Source organism: Blastococcus goldschmidtiae (assembly GCF_031845325.1).
Taxonomy (GTDB): domain Bacteria; phylum Actinomycetota; class Actinomycetes; order Mycobacteriales; family Geodermatophilaceae; genus Blastococcus; species Blastococcus goldschmidtiae.
In genome coordinates this window covers 806,069-825,343 of sequence record NZ_JAVREI010000001.1, presented here as the reverse complement: position 1 = coordinate 825,343, position 19,275 = coordinate 806,069, and the positions used below count along the sequence as shown (strand labels likewise).

Below are 19,275 nucleotides of genomic sequence, written 5' to 3'. Positions count from 1 at the left end.
GGTGGATCGGCGGTGCGGGACGGCCGCGCCCGAGGGGGTCCGCTCCCCCGGCACGAGCAGGGCCGCGGCCCTTTCTGCGTTAGCGTTCCTCCGTGAGCCAGCCCCCCGGTACCGACGCCCAGTCCATCGCCGCCACCGCAGCCGACGACCTCATGACCGCGCTCGGTGGTCCGCACGACGTCGCCGTCGTCATGGGCTCGGGCTGGGCTCCCGCGGCCGACGCGTTCGGCCCGGCCGACTACACCGTGGCCATCGGCGAGCTGCCCGGCTTCGCCGCGCCCACCGCGGTCGGGCACGGCGGTGAGGTGCGGTCGGTGCGGGTCGGCGAGCGCAAGGTGCTGCTCTTCCTCGGGCGGACCCACCTCTACGAGGGCCGCGGCGTCGAGCCGGTCGTGCACGGGGTGCGCGTCGCGGCGGCGGCCGGCGTGAGGACCGTCGTCCTGACCAACGCCGCCGGCGGGCTGGCGCCGGAGCACCGGGTCGGCCAGGCCGTCGTCATCGCCGACCACCTGAACCTGACCGCCCGCTCGCCGCTGGTGGGCGCGGACTTCGTCGACCTCACCGACCTGTACTCGGCCCGCCTGCGGGCGCTGGCGCGCGAGCTGGACCCGGCGCTTCCCGAGGGCGTCTACGCCGCGCTGCCCGGCCCGCACTACGAGACGCCGGCCGAGATCCGGATGCTGCGCACGATGGGCGCCGACCTCGTGGGCATGTCGACGGCGCTGGAGGCCATCGCCGCGCACGCCGCCGGGCTGGAGGTGTTCGGGCTGTCGCTGGTCACCAACGCCGCGGCGGGCGTCACCGGCGAGAAGCTGGACGCCGACGAGGTCATCGCCGCCGGTCGTGAGGCCGCGGGACGGCTGGGCCAGTTCCTCGTGCAGTTGATCGGCCGGCTCCCGTCATGACCGGGCCGGTCCTGGTGACCGGCGCGGCCGGGCTGATCGGCACGGTGCTGCGCCGCGGGCTGCCCGAGGCCGGATGGGCGCTGCGCAGCCTCGACGTCGTGCCCGTGCCCGAGCCGCGCCCCGGCGAGGAGCACGTCGTCGCCGACATCACCGACCTGTCGGCGATGGTCGAGGCGGCGCGCGGCGCCGGGGCGCTGGTGCACCTCGCGGGGATCGCCTCGGAATCGACCTGGCCGGCGATCGCGCACACCAACATCGAGGGCACGTACTGCGCACTCGAGGCGGCGCGGCGGGCCGGCGTCGGCCGTGTGGTGCTGGCCAGCAGCAACCACGCCACCGGTTACACGCCGCGCCCCGACGGCGGCCTGCTGCGCGAGGTGGACGCCCCGCCCCGGCCGGACACCTACTACGGCGTCTCGAAGGTGACGATGGAGGCGCTCGGCTCGCTCTACGCCGACCGCTACGGCCTCGACGTCGTCTGCCTGCGGATCGGCAGCGCGTTCCCCGAGCCGACGACGACCCGGCAGCTGTCGACGTGGCTCTCCCCCGGCGACACCGTGCGGCTGGTCGACGCCGCGCTCCGGGCGCCGTCCCCGGGCTTCGCCGTCGTCTGGGGCGTGTCGGCGAACACCCGCACCTGGTGGGACCTCACGGCCGCCCGCGCCCTCGGCTACCGGCCTGCCGACGACGCCGAGGTGTACGCCGAGGCGCTGGTCGCCGCGCACGGCGAGCCCGACCTGGCCGACCCGGTGCACTCCCGCGTGGGCGGGGAGTTCACCACGGCCGCCTTCGACTCCGGGAACTTCGACGCGTGAGGGACGACCTTCCGGCATGACCGACGACCTGCTCGCCACCGCCCGCTCGTGGGCCGACGCCGATCCGCACGAGGGCGACCGCGCGGAGATCCTCGCGCTCGTCGAGGCCGGGGACGCAGCGTCGCTCGGCCCCCGGTTCGCCGGCCCGCTCACCTTCGGGACGGCGGGGCTGCGCGGGCCGCTGCGCGCCGGGCCCGGAGGGATGAACGCCGCCGTCGTCACCCGGGCGGCCGCGGGACTGGGTACGTGGTTGCACCGCACCGGCTCGGCCGGGGGCGGCATCGTGATCGGCTTCGACGCCCGGCGCCGGTCCGACGAATTCGCGCGCATCTCGGCGGCGGTGCTGGCCGGGGCGGGCTTCGCGGTGCAGGTGCTGCCGCGCGCGCTGCCCACGCCGGTGCTGTCCTACGCGGTCCGGCACCTCGGCTGCGTGGCCGGGATCATGGTGACCGCGAGCCACAACCCGCCGGACGACAACGGCTACAAGGTCTACCTCGGCGACGGCGCGCAGCTGGTGCCCCCGGCCGACCGGGAGATCGAGGCCGCGATCGCCGCGGTCGGGCCGGCGCGTGAGGTGCCGCTGTCCGACGGGTGGCTCACCCTCGGCGACGACGTCGCCGAGGACTACGTGGTGGCGGTGGTGGCCGCGCTGGAGCCGTCCCGCGTTCCGTCCCGCGGCTCGCTGCGCGTGGCCTACACCGCGATGCACGGGGTGGGCGCCGACACGACGCGGGCGGTGTTCGCGGCCGCCGGGCTGGCCGAGCCGGTGAGCGTGCCGGAGCAGGACGAGCCGGACCCGACGTTCCGCACCGTGGCCTTCCCCAACCCCGAGGAGCCGGGGGCGACCGACCTGCTCAAGGCGCTGGCGGCCCGGAGCGGTGCGGACGTGGCGATCGCGGAGGACCCCGACGCCGACCGCTGCGCCGTCGTCTGCGACGGGCGGCAGCTGACCGGGGACGAGGTCGGTGCGCTGCTGGCCGACTGGCTGCTGCGGCGGGGGGTGCGCGGCACCTACGCGTCGTCGCTGGTGAGCGGCTCGCTGATGCACGTGATCGCGGCTGCACACGGAGTTCCCTCGGAGGAGACGCCGACCGGGTTCAAGTGGATCATGCGGGCCGGGTCGGACTCGGCGCCGCTGGTGTACGGCTACGAGGAGGCGCTCGGGTACACGGTGACGCCGTCGGTGGCCCGGGACAAGGACGGCATCTCCGCCGCGCTCGCGGTCTCGCTGCTTGCCGCGGAGCTCAAGGAGTCGGGCCGGACGCTGGTGGACCGGCTGGACGAGCTGGCCCAGGAGCACGGGCTGTTCGCGACGGGGCAGCTGTCGGCCCGGGTGGAGGACCTGTCGGTCATCTCCGATGCGATGGCACGGGTGCGCACGGATCCGCCGGCGACGCTGCTCGGGCGCGCGGTGGCGTTCGCCGACCTGGCGCTGGAGGACCCGCCGGTCGAGGCGGTGCGGCTGCTGGGTGACGGGGTGCGGGTGATCGTGCGGCCCAGCGGCACCGAGCCCAAGCTGAAGGCCTACCTGGAGACCGTGGTGCCGGTGCACCAGGACGCCGGGCTGATCGCTGCGCGCGGCCGGGGCGAGGACGAGCTCGACCAGCTGCGCGCGGAGATGTCAGCGGCGCTGGGTCTGTAGCGGCCCGACGTGCCGGGCCTTGTCCGGAGCCGGCGGTCACGCCGGCACCCTGCGGCGGCGCAGCACAGCGGGGATGCGAGGAGGACGCCACGACGCAGGGGGCGGCCCGTAGCGGTTGGGCAGCCGATCACCGCTGAAGAAGCAGACCAGTACGACGAGGACGAGCGCGCCCACGACCGGGACGAGCGCGAGCAGCAGACGCCATGCCGAGTAGCCCTCGTCGTGCAACCGTGCGACGAACGCCGAGATCATCGGGACGGCGAGGAGGCCGGCGACCGTCGACTGCAGCGGCCCTGTCGGGTCGTCCACCGCTACCCCGGTCTCGGTGACGAGGGTGGTCACCGGCAGGCCCAGGGCGCGATCGGCCCCGCCGGCCAGGATCGGCAGCAGGACACCAGGCAGCAGGTACTGCAGCCACCAGGCGCCGCGGGAGAGCCGTCCTCGTCGCACGTACCAGTCCCACACACTCATGCCTGCTCCTCCGACTCCGTCCTTCGCGGGAGTCACACGCTGGCATGAACCTGGACGGCGGCCGTCCGGTTTTCCACAGGCCAGAGGTGCAGAGTCGTTCCTGCTCTGCGTAGTCTCCGGCGACCGGTGATCAACTCGGGGAGAGACGACGTGACGCGACCCTGGACGCTGCGGCTGATGGCCTGCCTCGTTGCCGGGTGCGCGGCGCTCACGGGTTGCTCCGAGAAGCAGGAGGCCAGCCAGAGCCTGCCGTCGACCAGCAGTGCCGCACCCACCGAGGAGCAGCTCCCGCCGCTGGGCCCCGAGGACCTGCCGATGCCCGACGAGGCCCGCACCCAGGACGCCGCCGGCGCCGAGGCCTTCGTCCGGTACTACATCGAGCTGATCAACCGGACCTCGACCGTCATGGACGCCCAGCCCCTCCGCGAACTCAGCGACGGCTGCCGCGACTGTGACCGCATCGCCGACAACACCGACGCAGACGCTGCGGCGGGGTACCGCTACGTGAGCGGTGAACTACTCATCCGTGCGGCGGGGCGTGCGACCGTCGATGGTGGTGAGGCCCAGATCGCATTCACTCTTGACCAGAAACCACTGCAGGTGGTGGATGCCGCAGGATCCGTCAACACCGAGTTGAGCACGGATGCCTACTCTGGGCTGAACGGCGGGGCCATCGCGAGATGGGACCCCGAGCGCGAGACCTGGCTCATGACGACCCTCACGCTGGGCTAACTGAGATGCCCATGGTCATCCGCATGTTCACCTTTTTCGCGCTGGTTCTCGCCCTCGTCACTGTCGCCGGCTCCGAACTGGCGACTGCCGATCAAGCCGGCTGCTCGAGGCGGACTTGCGCTGACGTCGGCTACACCCCGGGCACGCTGACAGCCGCCTTCATGGAGCGCACTCCCGGCGGGTCCTGGCTCGCCAGCAACAGCGCTTCTGTAATGCCCGAGTACCGATACCAGCTTTCACATCCCTGCGTCGTCGATGACCGAGAAAACGGCGGCTGCAGGTCGACGGACTTCCGCGCATGCGCGGCTGGGCCCGACCAGGTCGTTCAAGATCTGGTCATCGAAAGGCAGCGCCTCATCCAAGCTGACGGGACCGCCGGCCCCCTGGATGTCCCAGCCGGCAGCCAAGTCGGCTCCCCTGTCGGGCCATGGGACCGCATCGAACGGGCTTGTGTGGACATCACGGCGTTGAACCCGCCGCCGTCGCCGGATGAGGTGTTCCGCTACTTCCGGACCCTGCCGCTCCCCCAGTTGCCCACCAAGCAGCAGCCACCCGGCAACGGCCTGGTCGGCCTGCCCGTCATCTTCTTCACCGACGGACCCACCACGCAGACCTTCACCCTGGACATCCGTGGGTTCACCGTCGACATCACCGCCACCGCCACCACCTTCACCTGGCACACAGGCGACGGCACCGACCTCACCACCACGAGCCCGGGCGCCCCCTACCCGGACCACACCATCAGCCACGACTACGCCAGCGGCAGCTACACCGCCTCGCTGACGACCACCTGGACGGCCACCTTCAGCGTCGACGGCGGCCTCACCGTGCCCGTCCCCGGCAGCACCACCACCGACGGCCCACCCGTCACCTTCCAGGTCCTCCAGGCACGCCCGGTCCTGACGAATCCGTTCGACTGACCGTCGGCGCCACCGATGAGTGCGCGTGCCCGCCCCGGTCAGAGAGCCGAGGGTCGCCTGGCCCAGGAGGAGACAGCCATGCGGAAGATCGTGTTTCACCTGGGGGTGTCACTCGACGGCTACTTCGAGGGGCCGGACGCCGACCTCAGCTGGCACCGGGTGGACGAGGAGCTGCACACCTACTTCAACCGGCAGCTCGCCGCCTCCAGCGCCTTCCTCGAGGGCCGGGTCACCTACGAGCTGATGGAGGCGTACTGGCCGGACGCCGACAAGGACCCGGACGCGGATCCGGCCACGGTTGAGTTCGCCGGTATCTGGCGCAGCATGCCCAAGATCGTCTACTCGCGGACCCTCGACACTCCTGGCCCCAACGCCACGGTGGTGCGCGACGTCGTCCCCCAGGAGGTGCGGGCGCTGCAGGCCCAGCCCGGTGGCGAGATGGTGGTGGGCGGCCCCGTGCTGGCCGAGGTGTTCCGCCGGCACGACCTGATCGACGAGTACCGGATCTTCGTCATGCCCGTACTTGTGGGCCGGGGACGCCGGCTGTTCGAGTCCGAGGGGATGCCCGCGGACCTTCGGCTGGCCGAGACGCGGACCTTCGGCAACGGCGTCGTCATGCTGCGGTACGAACGGGACCGCTGACGCTCAGTGCGCGACGGTCTCCCGGCGGCCGGAGTCCAGGGCTCGCGCGGCGGTCTCGAGCACCGCGACGACGTCGCGGCCGAACGCGACGTCGCAGGGATGCGTGCCGCCCGTGAGCGCGGCTGCCTGCAGCTCGTCGACGGCGAGACCGAAGGCCTCCACCGCCGTGCCGGAGTCGGGCAGCAGCACCAGGCGGCCGGCGTCGCCGTGCACGAAGAACTCGACGCCGGCCGACATGGGCGCCACGGTGAGGGAGAGCGTGACCGTCGACGCCGACCCGGACTCGTGGGTCAGCACCAGGTGGACGGTGTCGCGCAGCCCGGCTCCCGCCTGCACGGCGACGACGGGCCCGAGCGCGGGCACGAGGACCGAGAGCGCGTGCGGCCCGACGTCCCAGAGCGCCCCGCGCTCGTGCCGCCACGGCGACGCGGCGAATCGCGACCCGGCCAGCGAGGCCAGCCAGGAACCGGCGCCGCCGGCCAGCTCCGTGCGCGCCGCCTGGGTCAGCCAGGTGGTGGTCGCTGCCTGGAAGCGCAGGGTGAAGAAGACGACCGAGGCGACGCCCGCGTCCTGCACCGCCGCCACGACCTGATCGGCCGCCGCCGTGCTGAACGCGACCGGCTTCTCCAGGAGCAGGTGCTTGCCGGCTGCAGCCGCACGCTCGGCCAGCGGCGCCTGGAGGTCCGGCGGCAGCGCGATCGTGACGGCGTCGACCTGGTCGAGCAGCCCGTCGACGTCGGCGAAGCCCGCGACCTCGTGCTCCGCTCCGAGCGCCTTGGCTTTCGCCAGGTCCCGGCCCCAGACGCCGACCAACTCGGCCGCGGGGTGGCCGGCGAGCGCCGGGGCGTGCACGGTCCGCGCCCAGGGGCCGGTGCCGAGGACGCCGAAGCGCATCGTCAGACCGCGCCGAACTGACGATCGCCGGCGTCGCCCAGGCCCGGCACGATGTAGGCGTTCTCGTTGAGCCCCTCGTCGACGCTGGCGGTGAACACCCGCAGCGGCAGACCGCTCTCCTCCAGCCGCTGGATGCCTTCGGGGGCCGCGAGCGCGCACAGCACGGTGATCTGCGTGGCGCCGCGCGCGGTCAGCAGGCCGCAGCAGTGCACCAGCGACCCACCGGTGGCGAGCATCGGGTCGAGCACGAAGACGTGCCGGTCGATCAGCGACTCGGGCAGGGAGGCCATGTAGGCCTCGGGCTGGAAGGTCTCCTCGTTGCGCGCCAGGCCGACGAAGCCCATCTGCGACTCGGGCAGCATCCCGTGCGCGGTGTCGGCCATGCCGAGGCCGGCACGCAGCACGGGCACGATCAGCGGCGGTGCGGCCAGGCGGTAGCCGGTGGTGTCGACGACCGGCGTCCGGATCGGCTCCTCGGCGACGGTCAGCTCGCGCGTGGCCTCGTAGACCAGCATCTGGGTGAGCTCGCGGAGCGCGGCGCGGAAGGCGGCGTTGTCGGTGCGCTCGTCGCGCATCCGGCTCAGCCGGGCTCGGGCCAGCGGGTGGTCGACGACGGTGAGCTGCACGGCAGGAACGGTAGCGGCCCCGCTGGCAACCCCGGCAGGCCCGCCCGGGACGCTCGGACGCCTTCCTACGGCGCCGCCACCTCTCACGCGGCCTGGAGTGGGCGTCCCCGCGCTTCGGCGGCCAGACGGCGCTGGAGATCGCGGTTGGCCAGCAGTACCCAGACGACGTGGGCGAGATCCATCCGCTCACCGTTCACGTGCATCGCCGACGTCAGCCCGGGCGCTCCGCCGGGGAACAGCAATCCGGTCAGATCGCCGGCCGCGGCCTCGCTCGGCTCACCCGCCGCTGCTCGGCCGTCGACATCGACCGTCGGCCGGCGGGCCGCCAGCTCGTCGATCGGCGCCACGCCGACGAAAGCCCCGCCCACGGTGTCCGAACCGCTCCCCGCCCCGGCCACCCCCTCGACGAAGGCAGCATCGGCGGCGCCCCACACGCGGCGTCCGTCCGGGGTCAGCACGACGAGACGCCCCGCCCGCCGCGACATGACGAGGTCCTGGTCGTGCACCTGTCCGTGGTCGACGTCGCAGAGCAGCACGAGATTGTCGATGTCGGTGCCGCCACCGAACAGCCAGTGCCGCATGTGGTGGGCGTGCAGCCGTTCGATCCGCGTCTCGGTGCACCCCGGCCGGGCGCATCCACCGTCCCGCCGCAACAGCGCGCGCCGCTGCGGCCGGGTGGCGAGCCGGCGGGAGCGGCCGACGCCGAGGACCTCGCGGTCCCGTTCGAGCATCGCGACGACCGTCGCCCCGCAGAGCATCCGCCGGACCTGCGACGCGTGCAGGGCCGGACCGTTCTCGAGGTAGGCCTGTCCGGCCGCGGCGTCGTCGGCCAGCACGGCGGCATCGACGTGCACGACGACCTCCCGGCGGGGTGGGTCGCCCGGCCGCCGGTCGAGATGATGCCCGGCTCTGGCCAGTCCCGCGACGGCGGCACAGCGCCGGGCGGCCGTGCGCTCGCGGGCGCAGGCGATCTCCTCGCGCTCCGGCGATTCCGCATGATCGTCCCGGCCGGGGGGCACGCCGCCCACAGCCTCGCGCTTCGCCGCGGAACGGTCGCGCCGGGCCGCGGCCTCGGCCCTCGACTCGACCGCGGCGAGGAAGTCGGCCCCGTCGTCGGGCCCCAGACGCATGCGGACGACGAGCATCCCGTCGTCGTCCCACCAGTGCTGGAACTGCTGCTTCACCGCGACGGTGACGTCGTCGACCCGGTCGCTCCGTCGCCAGGCGCGCACCACGCGCTCGACCTGGGAGGCGGTGGCTTCGATCGCCAGGTCCAGGAGCATCTGCTCGGTCTCGGCTTCGGCGACGCGGGTGAGGGCGCGCACCTTCGAATAGGACAGGCGCCCCTCCGCGAAGGCGGCGGACAGCAGGGGGAGATCGGCAAGCGCGCGGGCGACGCGGACGTGCTCCCGGGCGGTGCCGGGCGCCATGCCGCACTGCCAGGCGAGCCAGTGGGCGCAGGAGACGATGCCGTGCGCGTGCCAGCCCTCCCGTCGGTCGAACTCCGCGACCAGCCGCAGCCAGGCGGCCGTCGCGGCAGCGAGCCGCACGGCACCGGCGGTGATCTCGCACGCCAGATCGGGCAGGGACGTCTCGGGCACCAGGATCTCCTTCGAACGTGTGATCGAAGACTAGGGCGGAGGTCCGACACTTCCGGTCGCCGAGCAGATCAGGGAAGGGCAGGGCGGCCGTCCGTGACGTTCCCGCGGGAACGCTCACGGGGCGGCGGTAGCGGTGGCCGGGAAGAGCCTGCCTGCGCGTTCCCGCGGGAACGCCTCCGCGCACCTGGGTGACGGCAGCACCCGGAGGGGGCTGCCTCTCCCGCACGAGCCGGATCCGTCGCGTCATCGGACGTCGTGCCCGGACGTGGCACTCCTCCCGGCCGGGCGCACCGCATCCCTCCGGGTGAGGCCGTCCCATGTCTTGGGACGGACAGGGGGAGAATGGCCGGCATGACCCACGTGCTCGACCCCGACGCCCTGTCGGACGACGCCCGGGCGCTGTCCGTGCCGCTGCCCCCGTACCGCGACGTCACCCGCTCCGACGCCAGCTTCCGCGCCTTCCTGCACGGCCTGCCCGGCGTCGACCAGGTGGGCGCCGAGGCACGCGTGGCCCAGCTCGGCACCCGCTCGATCAAGACCACGTCCAAGGCGTGGGCGATCGACACCGCGATCTCGATGGTCGACCTCACCACGCTCGAGGGCGCCGACACCCCCGGCAAGGTGCGCAGCCTCGCCGCCAAGGCCCGGCGGCCCGACCCCACCGACGCGACCTGCCCGCGGGTCGCCGCCGTCTGCGTCTACGGCGACCTCGCCGGGGTCGCCCGCGAGGCGCTCGGCGACAGCGGCGTGCACGTCGCCGCCGTCGCCACCGCCTTCCCCAGCGGGCGGGCCAGCCGGGCGGTGAAGCTCGCCGACGTGCGCGACGCGGTGGAGAACGGCGCCGACGAGATCGACATGGTCATCGACCGCGGCGCCTTCCTGGCCGGCCGCTACCTCGACGTCTACGAGGAGATCGTCGCCGTCAAGGAGGCCTGTTCCTCACCCGGCCGCACCCCCGCCCACCTCAAGGTCATCCTCGAGACCGGCGAGCTGGTCACCCTGGACAACGTCCGCCGCGCCAGCTGGATCGCGATGCTCGCCGGGGGCGACTTCATCAAGACCTCCACCGGCAAGGTCAGCCCGGCGGCGACCCTCCCCGTCGGCCTGGTCATGCTCGAGGCGGTCCGCGACTTCCGCGCCGCCACCGGTCGGCAGATCGGCTTCAAGCCCGCCGGCGGCATCCGGACGACCAAGGACGCGATCAAGCACCTCGTGCTGATCAACGAGACCGTCGGTCCGGACTGGCTGCACGCCGACTGGTTCCGCTTCGGCGCCTCCAGCCTGCTCAACGACCTCCTGCTGCAGCGCCAGAAGCTGCGCACCGGCCACTACTCCGGCCCCGACTACGTCACGGTGGACTGACAGCGATGACCAGCAGCACGACGACCCCCTTCGAGTACGCCCCCGCCCCCGAATCCCGGTCGATCGTCGACATCGCGCCGTCCTACGGCCTGTTCATCGACGGCGAGTTCGTCGACGGCACCGGCGAGTCCTTCAAGACGGTCAACCCGGCCACCGAGGAGGTCCTCACCGAGGTCTCGGTCGCGAGCGCGGCCGACGTCGACCGCGCGGTCCGCGCCGCCCGCCGGGCGTTCGAGAAGACCTGGGGCCCGATGCGGCCGGCCGACCGCGGCAAGTACCTGTTCCGCATCGCCCGCCTGCTCCAGGAGCGCGCCCGGGAGTTCGCCGTCCTGGAGTCGCTGGACAACGGCAAGCCGATCCGCGAGTCCCGCGACGTCGACGTCCCGCTGGCCGCGGCCCATTTCTTCTACTACGCCGGATGGGCCGACAAGCTCGACCACGTCGGGCTCGGCACCCGGCCCCGCCCGCTCGGCGTCGCCGGGCAGGTCATCCCCTGGAACTTCCCTCTGCTCATGCTCGCGTGGAAGGTGGCGCCGGCCCTGGCCGCCGGCAACACCGTCGTCCTCAAGCCGGCCGAGACCACGCCCCTGACGGCGCTGCTGTTCGCCGAGGTCTGCCGGCAGGCCGACCTCCCTGCCGGCGTGGTCAACATCGTCACCGGCGCCGGCGACACCGGCCGGGCGGTCGTCGAGCACGACGACGTCGACAAGGTGGCGTTCACCGGCTCCACGGACGTCGGCCGCTCCATCGCCCGGGCCGTCGCGGGGACAGCCAAGTTGCTGACCCTCGAGCTCGGCGGCAAGGCGGCGAACATCGTGTTCGACGACGCCCCGATCGATCAGGCCGTCGAGGGCATCGTGCAGGGCATCTTCTTCAACCAGGGCCACGTCTGCTGCGCGGGCTCCCGGCTGCTGGTGCAGGAGTCGATCCACGACGAGGTCATCGCCAGCCTCCAGCGGCGCATCGGCACGCTGCGCGTCGGCGACCCGCTGGACAAGAACACCGACATCGGCGCGATCAACAGCGCCGAGCAACTGGCCCGCATCCGCGAGCTGTCCGACATCGGCGAGGCCGAGGGGGCCACCCGCTGGCAGCCCAGATGCGAGCTGCCCGACCGCGGCTACTGGTTCCCGCCGACGGTCTTCACCGACGTCTCCCCCGCCCACCGCATCGCCCGCGACGAGGTGTTCGGCCCGGTCCTGTCGGTGCTGACGTTCCGGACGCCCGACGAGGCGGTGGCCAAGGCCAACAACACCACCTACGGGCTCTCGGCCGGCATCTGGAGCGAGAAGGGGTCGCGGATCCTGAAGATCGCGGACCAGCTGCGCGCCGGCGTCGTGTGGGCCAACACGTTCAACAAGTTCGACCCGACGTCGCCCTTCGGCGGCTACAAGCAGTCCGGCTACGGCCGCGAGGGCGGCCGCCACGGCCTGGCGGCCTACCTGAGGGGTGCAGACCAGTGAGCAGCGACCGTCTCGCCGTCCGGAAGACCTACAAGCTCTACGTCGGCGGGGCCTTCCCGCGGTCGGAGTCCGGCCGCACCTACGAGGTGACGGACGCCAAGGGGCACTTCCTGGCCAACGCCGCGTGGGCCAGCCGCAAGGACGCCCGCGACGCCGTCGTCGCCGCCCGCGCCGCGTTCCCGAAGTGGGCCGCCGCGACCGCCTACAACCGCGGCCAGGTGCTCTACCGCGTCGCCGAGGTGATGGAGGGCCGGCACGTCCAGTTCTGCGAGGAGGTCGCGCTGGGCGAGGGCCTCTCGGCGTCCAAGGCCCGGGCGGCCGTGGACGCCGCCATCGACCGCTGGGTCTGGTACGCCGGCTGGACGGACAAGCTGGCCGCCGTGCTCGGCGGGGCGAACCCGGTCGCCGGCCCCTACTTCGACTTCTCCACCCCGGAGCCGACCGGCGTGGTCGCCGTCCTGGCCCCGCAGCAGTCCTCGCTGCTCGGGCTGGTCAGCGTCCTGGCCCCGGTGCTCGCCACCGGCAACACCGCCGTCGTCGTCACGTCGAAGGAGCGCCCGCTGCCAGCGGTCACGCTCGCCGAGGTGCTGGCCACCAGCGACGTCCCGGGCGGGGTGGCCAACCTGCTCACCGGTGACGCGGCGGAGCTGGGCACCTGGCTGGCCGAGCACGCCGACGTCGACGCGGTCGACCTCACCGGCGCCCCGGCGAACCGGGCCATGGAGTTCGAGCGCGAGGCCGCCGGCACCATCAAGCGGGTCGTGCGCCCCCCGCTCGCGGAGCCGGACTGGACCGCCGACCCCGGTCTGACCCGGATGACCCCGTTCCTCGAGACCAAGACGGTCTGGCACCCGATCGGGCTCTGACGCCGTGGTCGATGCCACTGTCTCGGGCCTGCGCCGGTCGTCAGCTGTCCGGCCTGAACAGTTCGTTGTGGTCGAACGCGAACCCGGTTGTGCGGTACCCGAGCTCGGCCAGCAGGTTCCGCAGCTGCTCGTCGGAGGCAGGTGCCCGGCCGATGGAGTTCTCCTTGATCTCGACGTAGACCGCACGGGGCCGTAGTCGGGCGAGGGTGGTCCGCATGCCGATCAGGGCTGCGGCTTCGTGTCCTTCGACATCCAGCTTCACCACGTCCAGTCGCGGTAGCGGCCCGCCGGGGCGGGCGGCCGCCCAGTCGTCGAACCTGATGGCGGAGACCTGTCCGACCTGCTGCCCACTGCCGTGCAGGGAACGCACTCCGGCGTCGGCAACGGAATAGCGTTCATCGGCGAACAGCGGCAGCCGCCCTGGCACGTCGCTGCACGCAGCCTCGACGACCTCGACGTCGAGCCCGTTGCGAACGGCGGCGGCCCGCAGCTTCGCAGTCGAGTCGGCGGCCGGCTCGAAGGCCAGCACCGAACCTCCGCCGAGGCGAGCCAGCCGACGGGCGATGGCGAGTGCGTGCACGCCGATGTGCGCGCCCACGTCGGCCACGACATCTCCAGGGCGCAGATCGGTGAGCACGTGACCGATGAAGCTGGGCTCGTAGACGCCGGTGTAGAACAAGATCGCCTGCAGGTTGTCCCGCAGGTCCAGCTCCAGCGCCAGGCCTCCGCGGCGGACCCGCACCGTCGGGTTCCCCGACCAGCGTTCCGGGACCTTGGTCAGACCGGGATTCTCCGCGCGCAACCGTGGCGAGATGCGCCGCACCGTCGTGGCGTAGCTGCGCGGTGCCCGAGCTGCGACCCGCAGCGCCATAGCGGCGGCCAGTCGGGCAGGGCGGGGACCGATCAGCCGCTCGGCCACGAAGAGACTGCGCCAGATCAGTCGGGTCACCGGCGGGTCGACGAACACCGTTGCAGCTTCGCGGGTGGCACAGGCGCCCGCGAGGGGATCGGTTCCCGATTCCTGGCGGAGGGCGGCTGAACCTCAGTCGCCGCGGACCAGCCGCTCCAGCAGGGCCTGGAGCGGCGCCAGGCCCGAACGCGCGGGGAGCCCCGTCAGCGTCTCGAGGAACAACCCGTCGCCGACGAGCAGGACCAGACGCGCGATGACCGGGTCCGGGATGCGCTCCCCGAGCGCCCCGGCCCACGCCCGGTCGGCCTCCTCGAGCACCGCCCGGGCGGTCGGCTGCCCCGCACCGGCCAACCGCAGCACGGCTCGGCTGGTACGGGTCAGTGCTGCCGGCGACCCGCTCGACGACGAGCTGAGCCAGTAGGCCACCGGGCCCTCGGGAGCCGACCGCAGCGCCGCGACGTCCTCGGCGACCTGCTCGCGCAGCCGGTCGGCGAGACCGTCGATGAGCGTGTCCTTGCTCGGGAAGTGGTACAGCAGGCCGCCCTTGGACACCTCGGCGGCCGCCGCCACCGCGTCGAGCGTGACCGCGACGCCGACGTCGTCGACGAGCAGGTGCTCGAAGGCGTCGAGGACGCGCTCTCGGTTCGATGGTCGCGCCATACGAGTTACTATACCGTCTGGACGGTATTTGACCGCAGAACAGGACGAGGACGCATGAGCACCGCCCCCACGGCACACGAGGCCGAGCGCACCACACCTCTCGCCGGACGGCGGGAGTGGCTGGGCCTGGTCGTGCTGATGCTGCCGGTCCTGCTCATCTCGATCGACGGCACGGTGCTCACCTTCGCCGTGCCCTCGATCACCCGGGCCCTGGCCCCCAGCGGCACCGAGCTGCTGTGGGCGGTCGACATCTACCCCCTGCTGCTGGCCGGGCTCCTGGTGACCGCCGGCAGCCTGGGTGACCGGTTCGGCCGCCGCCGCCTGCTGCTGCTGGGTGCCGTCGGCTTCGGCGTCGCGTCGGTGCTGGCCGCGTACGCCCCCGACGTCCGCTGGCTCATCGCCGCCCGCGCGCTCCAAGGCGTGTTCGGCGCGGCTCTCATGCCGTCGACCCTTTCCCTGCTGCGCAACCTGTTCCTGGACCAGCAGCAGCGGCGGCTGGCGATCGCCGTGTGGGCCTCCGGCTTCGCCGGCGGTGCCGCGCTCGGCCCCGTCGTGGGCGACGCGCTGCTCGAGCACTTCTGGTGGGGCTCGGTCTTCCTGGTCAACGTGCCGGTGCTGGCCGTACTGCTCCTGGCCGCCCGCGTGCTGCCCGAGTCGAAAGACCCCTCCCCGGGGCGGCTGGACCTGGTCAGCGTCGTGCTGTCACTGACCACGATGCTGCCGCTGGTCTACGCCATCACGTCGCTGGCGAGCGGGTCGCCCGGACTCCTGGCCGCCGCAGCGGCGGCGCTCGGCCTCGGCAGCGGCATCGGCTTCGTCCGCCGGCAGCTGAGCCGGTCCGACCCCCTGCTGGACCTCTCGCTGTTCAGCTCGCGGGTCGTCACCGCGGCCATCAGCGCCAACCTGCTCAGCATCGCCGCGCTCTCCGGGCTCCTGCTCCTCGCCTCGCAGTACCTGCAGCTCGTCCTCGGTCGCAGCCCGATGGACGCCGGCCTCCTCCTGGTGCCCGGGCTGGCCGCCTCGGTGCTGGGCGGGCTGGCCGCCGTGCCGCTGGCGCGGCGGTTCGCGGTCCGCCGGCTCGTCGTCATGGGCCTACTGCTCGGCGTCGCCGGCTACGCCGTCGCCACCCGGCTGGGCACCGGGACGTCACCCGGTCTCGTGGTGCTCGCATTCGGCCTGGTCGCGGCCGGCGCCGGGCTCGCCGAGACGCTGACGAACGACGCCATCCTCACCGCCGCGCCCCCGGAACGGGCCGGGCAGGCCAGTGCCGTCAGCGAGACGGCCTACGAGTTGGGCACCGGGCTGGGCGTCGCCGTCCTGGGCAGCGTGCTCGGCGCCGTCTACGCCGCCCGCCTGGTCCTCCCCGCCGGTCTGGACGCCGCCGAGCGGGAGGCCGCCGGCACCCTCGGCGGCGCCTTCGACCTGGCCGACCGGCTGCCCGCCGACCCGGCGGCCGCGCTCACCGAGAACGCCCGGGAGGCCTTCACCGCGGGCATGGACCTCACCGCCGGCATCGGGGTGGGCGTCATGCTCGCCGCCGCCGCGCTGGTGGCCCTGGTCTGGCGCACTCCCCCCGCGGACGCCTGAGCCGAAAGGGGAGGGAGGGCGGGCCCGCCCATCTGGCAGAGTCTCCCCGTGGCCAGGCCCAGCATCGTTCCCATCGCTCTCACCCTCGACGACCGCACGGGCTACACGCTGTGGGCTCCTCCGTGGGAGGAGGACGGCGAGGAGTGGCAGGCCTTCCTCGGCACCACGGTCGAGGTCCGCGCCGACATCAACGACGACGACCCGGAGAACCCGGTGCCCACCGCCGTCGTCCACCTCTTCCCCTCCCCCGCGGCCCTCGCGTCGTTCTGCCGCTCCAGCACCGATCACGACCTCGCCGACCACCCGGTGTGGCCCGTGGTGGCGGGACTGGGCGCCGCCGACCTGACCCCGGACGACGACCACCGCTACGACCTCGACGGCGTCTACGACGTCGCCGCCGAGAACCCCGACCGCTGGGCGGTCGAGGAGCTGGCGGCCACGATCGACATCGTCAGCCGGCTGGCCGAGTGCCTCGATACGGCCGACGAGGACGACGAGGACCTGGACGACGACGAGACCGAGTTCGAGGCCGTCGCCGAGCTGGTGGCCAAGCCCGAGATCGGCTCGCTCGGGCTGGGCGCCGAGGCGTTCGTCGGCCGCTCCGGCGAGAACGCGTGGGCGGGCGTCGGCAGCGCGCTCGACGACCTGTGGGAGGACGTCGTCGAGGAGCTCGGCGAGCACCTGGACTGGACGGGCGCGGGCACCGCGGCCGCCGCCGACTTCCCGTCGGCCTCGGAGGCCGCCCCGATCGCCGTGGACGACGACGAGGACGACGCCATCGAGCCGGTCGACGTCCGCGGTACCGGCCCGGCCGCCGGCGTGCGGACCATCGCCGGTGGCGGCGGCCGGCTGCCCCACGCCCCCGCCGCGGTCGCCGCGGCGGCGGAGTTCTGGGAGGCCGTCGGCATCCTCCCGGTGGAGGTCGTCGTGCCCGACGGCGCCGGGATCACGCTGCGCTGCTACGTCGACGACGTCGCCCGGTTCCTGGGGCGCGACGGCGAGGTCTTCCTGTTCGACACCCCGGCCGAGCTGAGCCGGTTCTGCGCCGGCGACGAGCGCCACGACCTCAGCGAGATCGCCTCCTGGCCCGAGGTCGCCGACACCGACACCCCGCCGCTCCCGGCCGAGCAGGACCGCTACGACCTGGCCGGGCTGGCGGAGGTGCTCGGCGAGGTGGCCGACGGCGCCGCCGGGCTGGTCAGCTACGCCGCCCTCGGGCAGCCGGTCGAGGGCGTGCGCGACCTCGCCGAGTACGGGCAGCTGCCGCGGGTCGAGGAGCTGCTCTCCCCCACCGCGCCCCTGGGCCGGGCCGTGGCGGTGGGTGAGCAGCGGCCGGACACCGCGTTGCGCCAGGAGGACGCCGCCGCCGTCCGCCCCGCCTGGGACGAGATCGTCGGGCTGATCAGCGGGAGGCTCGTCTTCCGCGACTGACGGCGCCGGACGACGGAGCGGCCGGCCCCGGGGAGACCCCGGGACCGGCCGCTCGGCCGTTCAGTTACCGCTCAGCTGCCGTAGCGGGTGGGACGGCCGGGCCGCCCACCGGAGCGACCGCGGTCGCCGTAGGAGCGCTCGCCGGACGACGAACGCTCACCGCCGCCGTAGGACCGCTCGCCCGCGGGCCGCTCGCCGGCGGGCCGGGGACGGTCGCCGTAGGAGCGACGGGGGCCGCCGCGGGAACCGCTGGGGCGCTCGCCGTCACGACGCGGACGGCCACCGGGGCCCCCACCGCCGCGACGCATGTCGCGCTGGGTCCGCTCCTTGGGCTCCACCGGGATGCCGGCGGCGACCAGGTCCAGGATCGGCTTGTCGCCGGGCCGGGTGCGGTCCAGGGGCGGGTCGACCTTGGCCGTGCGGAAGCGGCGCTTCGCCTGGCCCACCTGGTCGGGCAGCAGCAGCGAGACGACGACGCCGGCGGCACCGGCGCGGGCGGTACGGCCCGAACGGTGCAGGTAGGTCTTGGCGTCCGTCGGCGGGTCGTAGTGCAGGACCAGCGAGACGTCATCGACGTGGATGCCGCGGGCGGCGACGTCGGTGGCCACCAGGACCGGCGACCGGGCGTCGGTGAACTCCTCCAGCGCACGCTTGCGCGCCGCCTGGGGAAGCCCGCCGTGGATCGCCTCGGCCTTGATGCCGGCGGCCTTGAGGTTGTCGGCCAGCCGGTCCACGCCCAGCTGGGTGCGGGCGAAGATGATCGTGCGGCCGGGACGGCCGGCGAGCTCGGTCGCCACCTGCAGCTTGTCGCGGAAGGCGAGCGTGAAGGCCAGGTGCTCGGCCGGCGGCGCCTCCCCACCGGGGCGGACCACCTCGTGCCGGGCCGGGTCCTTCAGGTAGCGGCGCACCAGCGAGTCGACCTCGCCGTCCAGCGTGGCCGAGAACAGCAGCCGCTGGGCGTTGCGGTCGGTCTGGTCGAGCAGCTCCTTGACGACCGGGAGGAAGCCCAGGTCGGCCATGAAGTCGGCCTCGTCCAGGACGGTGACGACGACCTCGGCGAGGGTGGCCTCGCCCTGGCTGATGAGGTCCTGCAGCCGGCCCGGGGTGGCGATGATGACGTCGACGCCGCGGCGCAGCTGCTGGATCTGGCGGTACATGGGCGCACCGCCGTAGACGGTCGCCAGGACGACGCCGGTCGCCTGACCCAGCGGGGCCAGGTTGTCGTGCACCTGCTGGGCGAGCTCGCGGGTGGGCACGAGGACCAGACCGCGCGGGGCGCGGCGGCCCTGCTTGACCTCGGCACCGACCCGGGCCAGCAGCGGCAGGCCGAAGGCCAGCGTCTTGCCCGAGCCGGTGGCGGCCTTGCCGAGCACGTCGCGCCCGGCGAGGGCGTCCGGCAGCGCGGAGGTCTGGATGGCGAACGGGCGGTGGATGCCGCGCCGCTCGAGGGCGGTCACCAGCGGCTGGGGCAGACCCAGCTGGCCGAAGGTGGGGCCGGTCGGCTCGGCCGGCACCTCGGGGATGCTCTCCGCGGCGACGGTGTCCGCGGCGGTGTTGTCGACGATGTTCTCGGGGGCGGTGTCAGCGTTGTTCGACTCGAACGACACAGGGTTGACCAAGGTCATGCGGGGTGGGGCTCCGATACAGCTCGGAGCGCGTCCCGTGGAAAAGGAGAGCGCCGCAGGTTCCGGCGTCCTCGCTGGCGATCGTGTGCGCCCAGGGATGGAACGCGTGATCTGCACGGATGC

The 19,275-nt window shown here is 73.5% G+C and carries 18 protein-coding genes; 11 read left to right on the top strand and 7 right to left on the bottom strand.

Annotated elements, in window-relative coordinates; genetic code table 11:
- Positions 1-92: 92 nt before the first annotated feature.
- From RM425_RS04150 to RM425_RS04140, 3 genes are read left to right on the top strand one after another with little or no spacing between them, the layout of a single operon-like run.
- Positions 93-905: a purine-nucleoside phosphorylase gene (locus RM425_RS04150; protein ID WP_311343896.1), complete on the top strand. Its 813-nt coding sequence runs from the start codon at positions 93-95 to the stop codon at positions 903-905.
- Positions 902-1,720: an NAD-dependent epimerase/dehydratase family protein gene (locus RM425_RS04145; RefSeq protein ID WP_311343895.1), complete on the top strand. Its 819-nt coding sequence runs from the start codon at positions 902-904 to the stop codon at positions 1,718-1,720. Before RM425_RS04150 ends, RM425_RS04145 begins: the two co-directional genes overlap by 4 nt.
- A 16-nt stretch (positions 1,721-1,736) precedes the next feature.
- Positions 1,737-3,362: a phospho-sugar mutase gene (locus RM425_RS04140; RefSeq protein WP_311343894.1), complete on the top strand. Its 1,626-nt coding sequence runs from the start codon at positions 1,737-1,739 to the stop codon at positions 3,360-3,362.
- Positions 3,363-3,398: 36 nt separating this feature from the next.
- Here RM425_RS04140 and RM425_RS04135 read toward each other — a convergent pair whose 3' ends face one another.
- Positions 3,399-3,833, bottom strand: coding sequence for a DUF805 domain-containing protein (locus RM425_RS04135; protein WP_311343893.1), 435 nt, complete (start codon positions 3,831-3,833; stop codon positions 3,399-3,401).
- A 150-nt stretch (positions 3,834-3,983) separates the two neighbouring features.
- On the opposite strand from RM425_RS04135, the gene RM425_RS04130 reads away from it, so the two are divergent.
- The 3 genes from RM425_RS04130 (at position 3,984) to RM425_RS04120 (ending at position 6,127) form a co-directional block, all read left to right on the top strand.
- Positions 3,984-4,565: a DUF6318 family protein gene (locus tag RM425_RS04130; protein ID WP_311343892.1), complete on the top strand. Its 582-nt coding sequence runs from the start codon at positions 3,984-3,986 to the stop codon at positions 4,563-4,565.
- 5 nt (positions 4,566-4,570) lie between these two features.
- Positions 4,571-5,485, top strand: coding sequence for a hypothetical protein (locus tag RM425_RS04125; protein ID WP_311343891.1), 915 nt, complete (start codon positions 4,571-4,573; stop codon positions 5,483-5,485).
- A gap of 78 nt (positions 5,486-5,563) precedes the next feature.
- A complete protein-coding gene (locus RM425_RS04120; RefSeq protein WP_311343890.1) occupies positions 5,564-6,127 on the top strand; it encodes a dihydrofolate reductase family protein in 564 nt (187 codons plus the stop codon).
- A gap of 3 nt (positions 6,128-6,130) precedes the next feature.
- On the opposite strand, the gene RM425_RS04115 is transcribed toward RM425_RS04120, so the two are convergent.
- The 3 genes from RM425_RS04115 to RM425_RS04105 form a co-directional block, all read right to left on the bottom strand.
- The gene (locus tag RM425_RS04115) at positions 6,131-7,021 is read right to left on the bottom strand and encodes a Gfo/Idh/MocA family protein (protein WP_311343889.1); all 891 of its coding nucleotides are present in this window, start codon (positions 7,019-7,021) and stop codon (positions 6,131-6,133) included.
- A gap of 2 nt (positions 7,022-7,023) precedes the next feature.
- Complete coding sequence (gene upp, locus RM425_RS04110) at positions 7,024-7,647, bottom strand: uracil phosphoribosyltransferase (protein WP_311343888.1); 624 nt, start codon at positions 7,645-7,647, stop codon at positions 7,024-7,026.
- An 83-nt stretch (positions 7,648-7,730) separates the two neighbouring features.
- Positions 7,731-9,248 (bottom strand): HNH endonuclease signature motif containing protein, encoded by a 1,518-nt coding sequence (locus RM425_RS04105; protein ID WP_311343887.1) that lies wholly within the window; start codon positions 9,246-9,248, stop codon positions 7,731-7,733.
- Between the two features lie 351 nt (positions 9,249-9,599).
- Here RM425_RS04105 and deoC point away from each other — a divergent pair, with 351 nt between their 5' ends.
- Genes deoC through RM425_RS04090 form a run of 3 tightly spaced genes read left to right on the top strand, consistent with a single transcriptional unit; the run spans position 9,600 to position 12,939 of the window.
- A complete protein-coding gene (gene deoC / locus RM425_RS04100; protein ID WP_311343886.1) occupies positions 9,600-10,610 on the top strand; it encodes a deoxyribose-phosphate aldolase in 1,011 nt (336 codons plus the stop codon).
- Positions 10,611-10,615: 5 nt separating this feature from the next.
- On the top strand, positions 10,616-12,073 hold the full coding sequence (locus RM425_RS04095; protein ID WP_311343885.1) for an aldehyde dehydrogenase family protein: 1,458 nt from the start codon (positions 10,616-10,618) through the stop codon (positions 12,071-12,073).
- Positions 12,070-12,939, top strand: a complete 870-nt coding sequence (locus RM425_RS04090) for an aldehyde dehydrogenase family protein (protein ID WP_311343884.1) — start codon at positions 12,070-12,072, stop codon at positions 12,937-12,939. The genes RM425_RS04095 and RM425_RS04090 overlap by 4 nt, the downstream gene beginning before the upstream one ends.
- Positions 12,940-12,979: 40 nt before the next feature.
- Here the strand turns inward: RM425_RS04090 and RM425_RS04085 are convergent, their stop codons facing one another.
- Together RM425_RS04085 and RM425_RS04080 are read right to left on the bottom strand one after the other, a co-directional pair.
- Entirely contained in the window at positions 12,980-13,906 is a 927-nt protein-coding gene (locus RM425_RS04085; RefSeq protein WP_311343883.1) for an FkbM family methyltransferase, read from the bottom strand.
- Between the two features lie 75 nt (positions 13,907-13,981).
- Positions 13,982-14,509, bottom strand: coding sequence for a TetR/AcrR family transcriptional regulator (locus tag RM425_RS04080; protein ID WP_311343882.1), 528 nt, complete (start codon positions 14,507-14,509; stop codon positions 13,982-13,984).
- Between the two features lie 54 nt (positions 14,510-14,563).
- Between RM425_RS04080 and RM425_RS04075 the strand changes: the two genes are divergently transcribed.
- Together RM425_RS04075 and RM425_RS04070 are read left to right on the top strand one after the other, a co-directional pair.
- On the top strand, positions 14,564-16,096 hold the full coding sequence (locus tag RM425_RS04075) for an MFS transporter (RefSeq protein ID WP_311343881.1): 1,533 nt from the start codon (positions 14,564-14,566) through the stop codon (positions 16,094-16,096).
- A 48-nt stretch (positions 16,097-16,144) separates the two neighbouring features.
- A complete protein-coding gene (locus RM425_RS04070; RefSeq protein ID WP_311343880.1) occupies positions 16,145-17,527 on the top strand; it encodes a hypothetical protein in 1,383 nt (460 codons plus the stop codon).
- Positions 17,528-17,598: 71 nt separating this feature from the next.
- Here RM425_RS04070 and RM425_RS04065 read toward each other — a convergent pair whose 3' ends face one another.
- Positions 17,599-19,152: a DEAD/DEAH box helicase gene (locus RM425_RS04065; protein WP_311343879.1), complete on the bottom strand. Its 1,554-nt coding sequence runs from the start codon at positions 19,150-19,152 to the stop codon at positions 17,599-17,601.
- Between the last annotated feature and the right edge of the window lie 123 nt (positions 19,153-19,275).

Bases quoted from the DNA above. Each gene is read 5' to 3' on its own strand.
- RM425_RS04145 (WP_311343895.1), top strand. From the start codon at position 902: ATGACCGGGCCGGTCCTGGTGACCGGCGCGGCCGGGCTGATCGGCACG.
- RM425_RS04140 (WP_311343894.1), top strand. From the start codon at position 1,737: ATGACCGACGACCTGCTCGCCACCGCCCGCTCGTGGGCCGACGCCGAT.
- RM425_RS04135 (WP_311343893.1), bottom strand. From the start codon at position 3,833: ATGAGTGTGTGGGACTGGTACGTGCGACGAGGACGGCTCTCCCGCGGC.
- RM425_RS04125 (WP_311343891.1), top strand. From the start codon at position 4,571: ATGCCCATGGTCATCCGCATGTTCACCTTTTTCGCGCTGGTTCTCGCC.
- RM425_RS04120 (WP_311343890.1), top strand. From the start codon at position 5,564: ATGCGGAAGATCGTGTTTCACCTGGGGGTGTCACTCGACGGCTACTTC.
- RM425_RS04115 (WP_311343889.1), bottom strand. From the start codon at position 7,021: ATGCGCTTCGGCGTCCTCGGCACCGGCCCCTGGGCGCGGACCGTGCAC.
- deoC (WP_311343886.1), top strand. From the start codon at position 9,600: ATGACCCACGTGCTCGACCCCGACGCCCTGTCGGACGACGCCCGGGCG.
- RM425_RS04095 (WP_311343885.1), top strand. From the start codon at position 10,616: ATGACCAGCAGCACGACGACCCCCTTCGAGTACGCCCCCGCCCCCGAA.
- RM425_RS04080 (WP_311343882.1), bottom strand. From the start codon at position 14,509: ATGGCGCGACCATCGAACCGAGAGCGCGTCCTCGACGCCTTCGAGCAC.
- RM425_RS04075 (WP_311343881.1), top strand. From the start codon at position 14,564: ATGAGCACCGCCCCCACGGCACACGAGGCCGAGCGCACCACACCTCTC.
- RM425_RS04065 (WP_311343879.1), bottom strand. From the start codon at position 19,152: ATGACCTTGGTCAACCCTGTGTCGTTCGAGTCGAACAACGCTGACACC.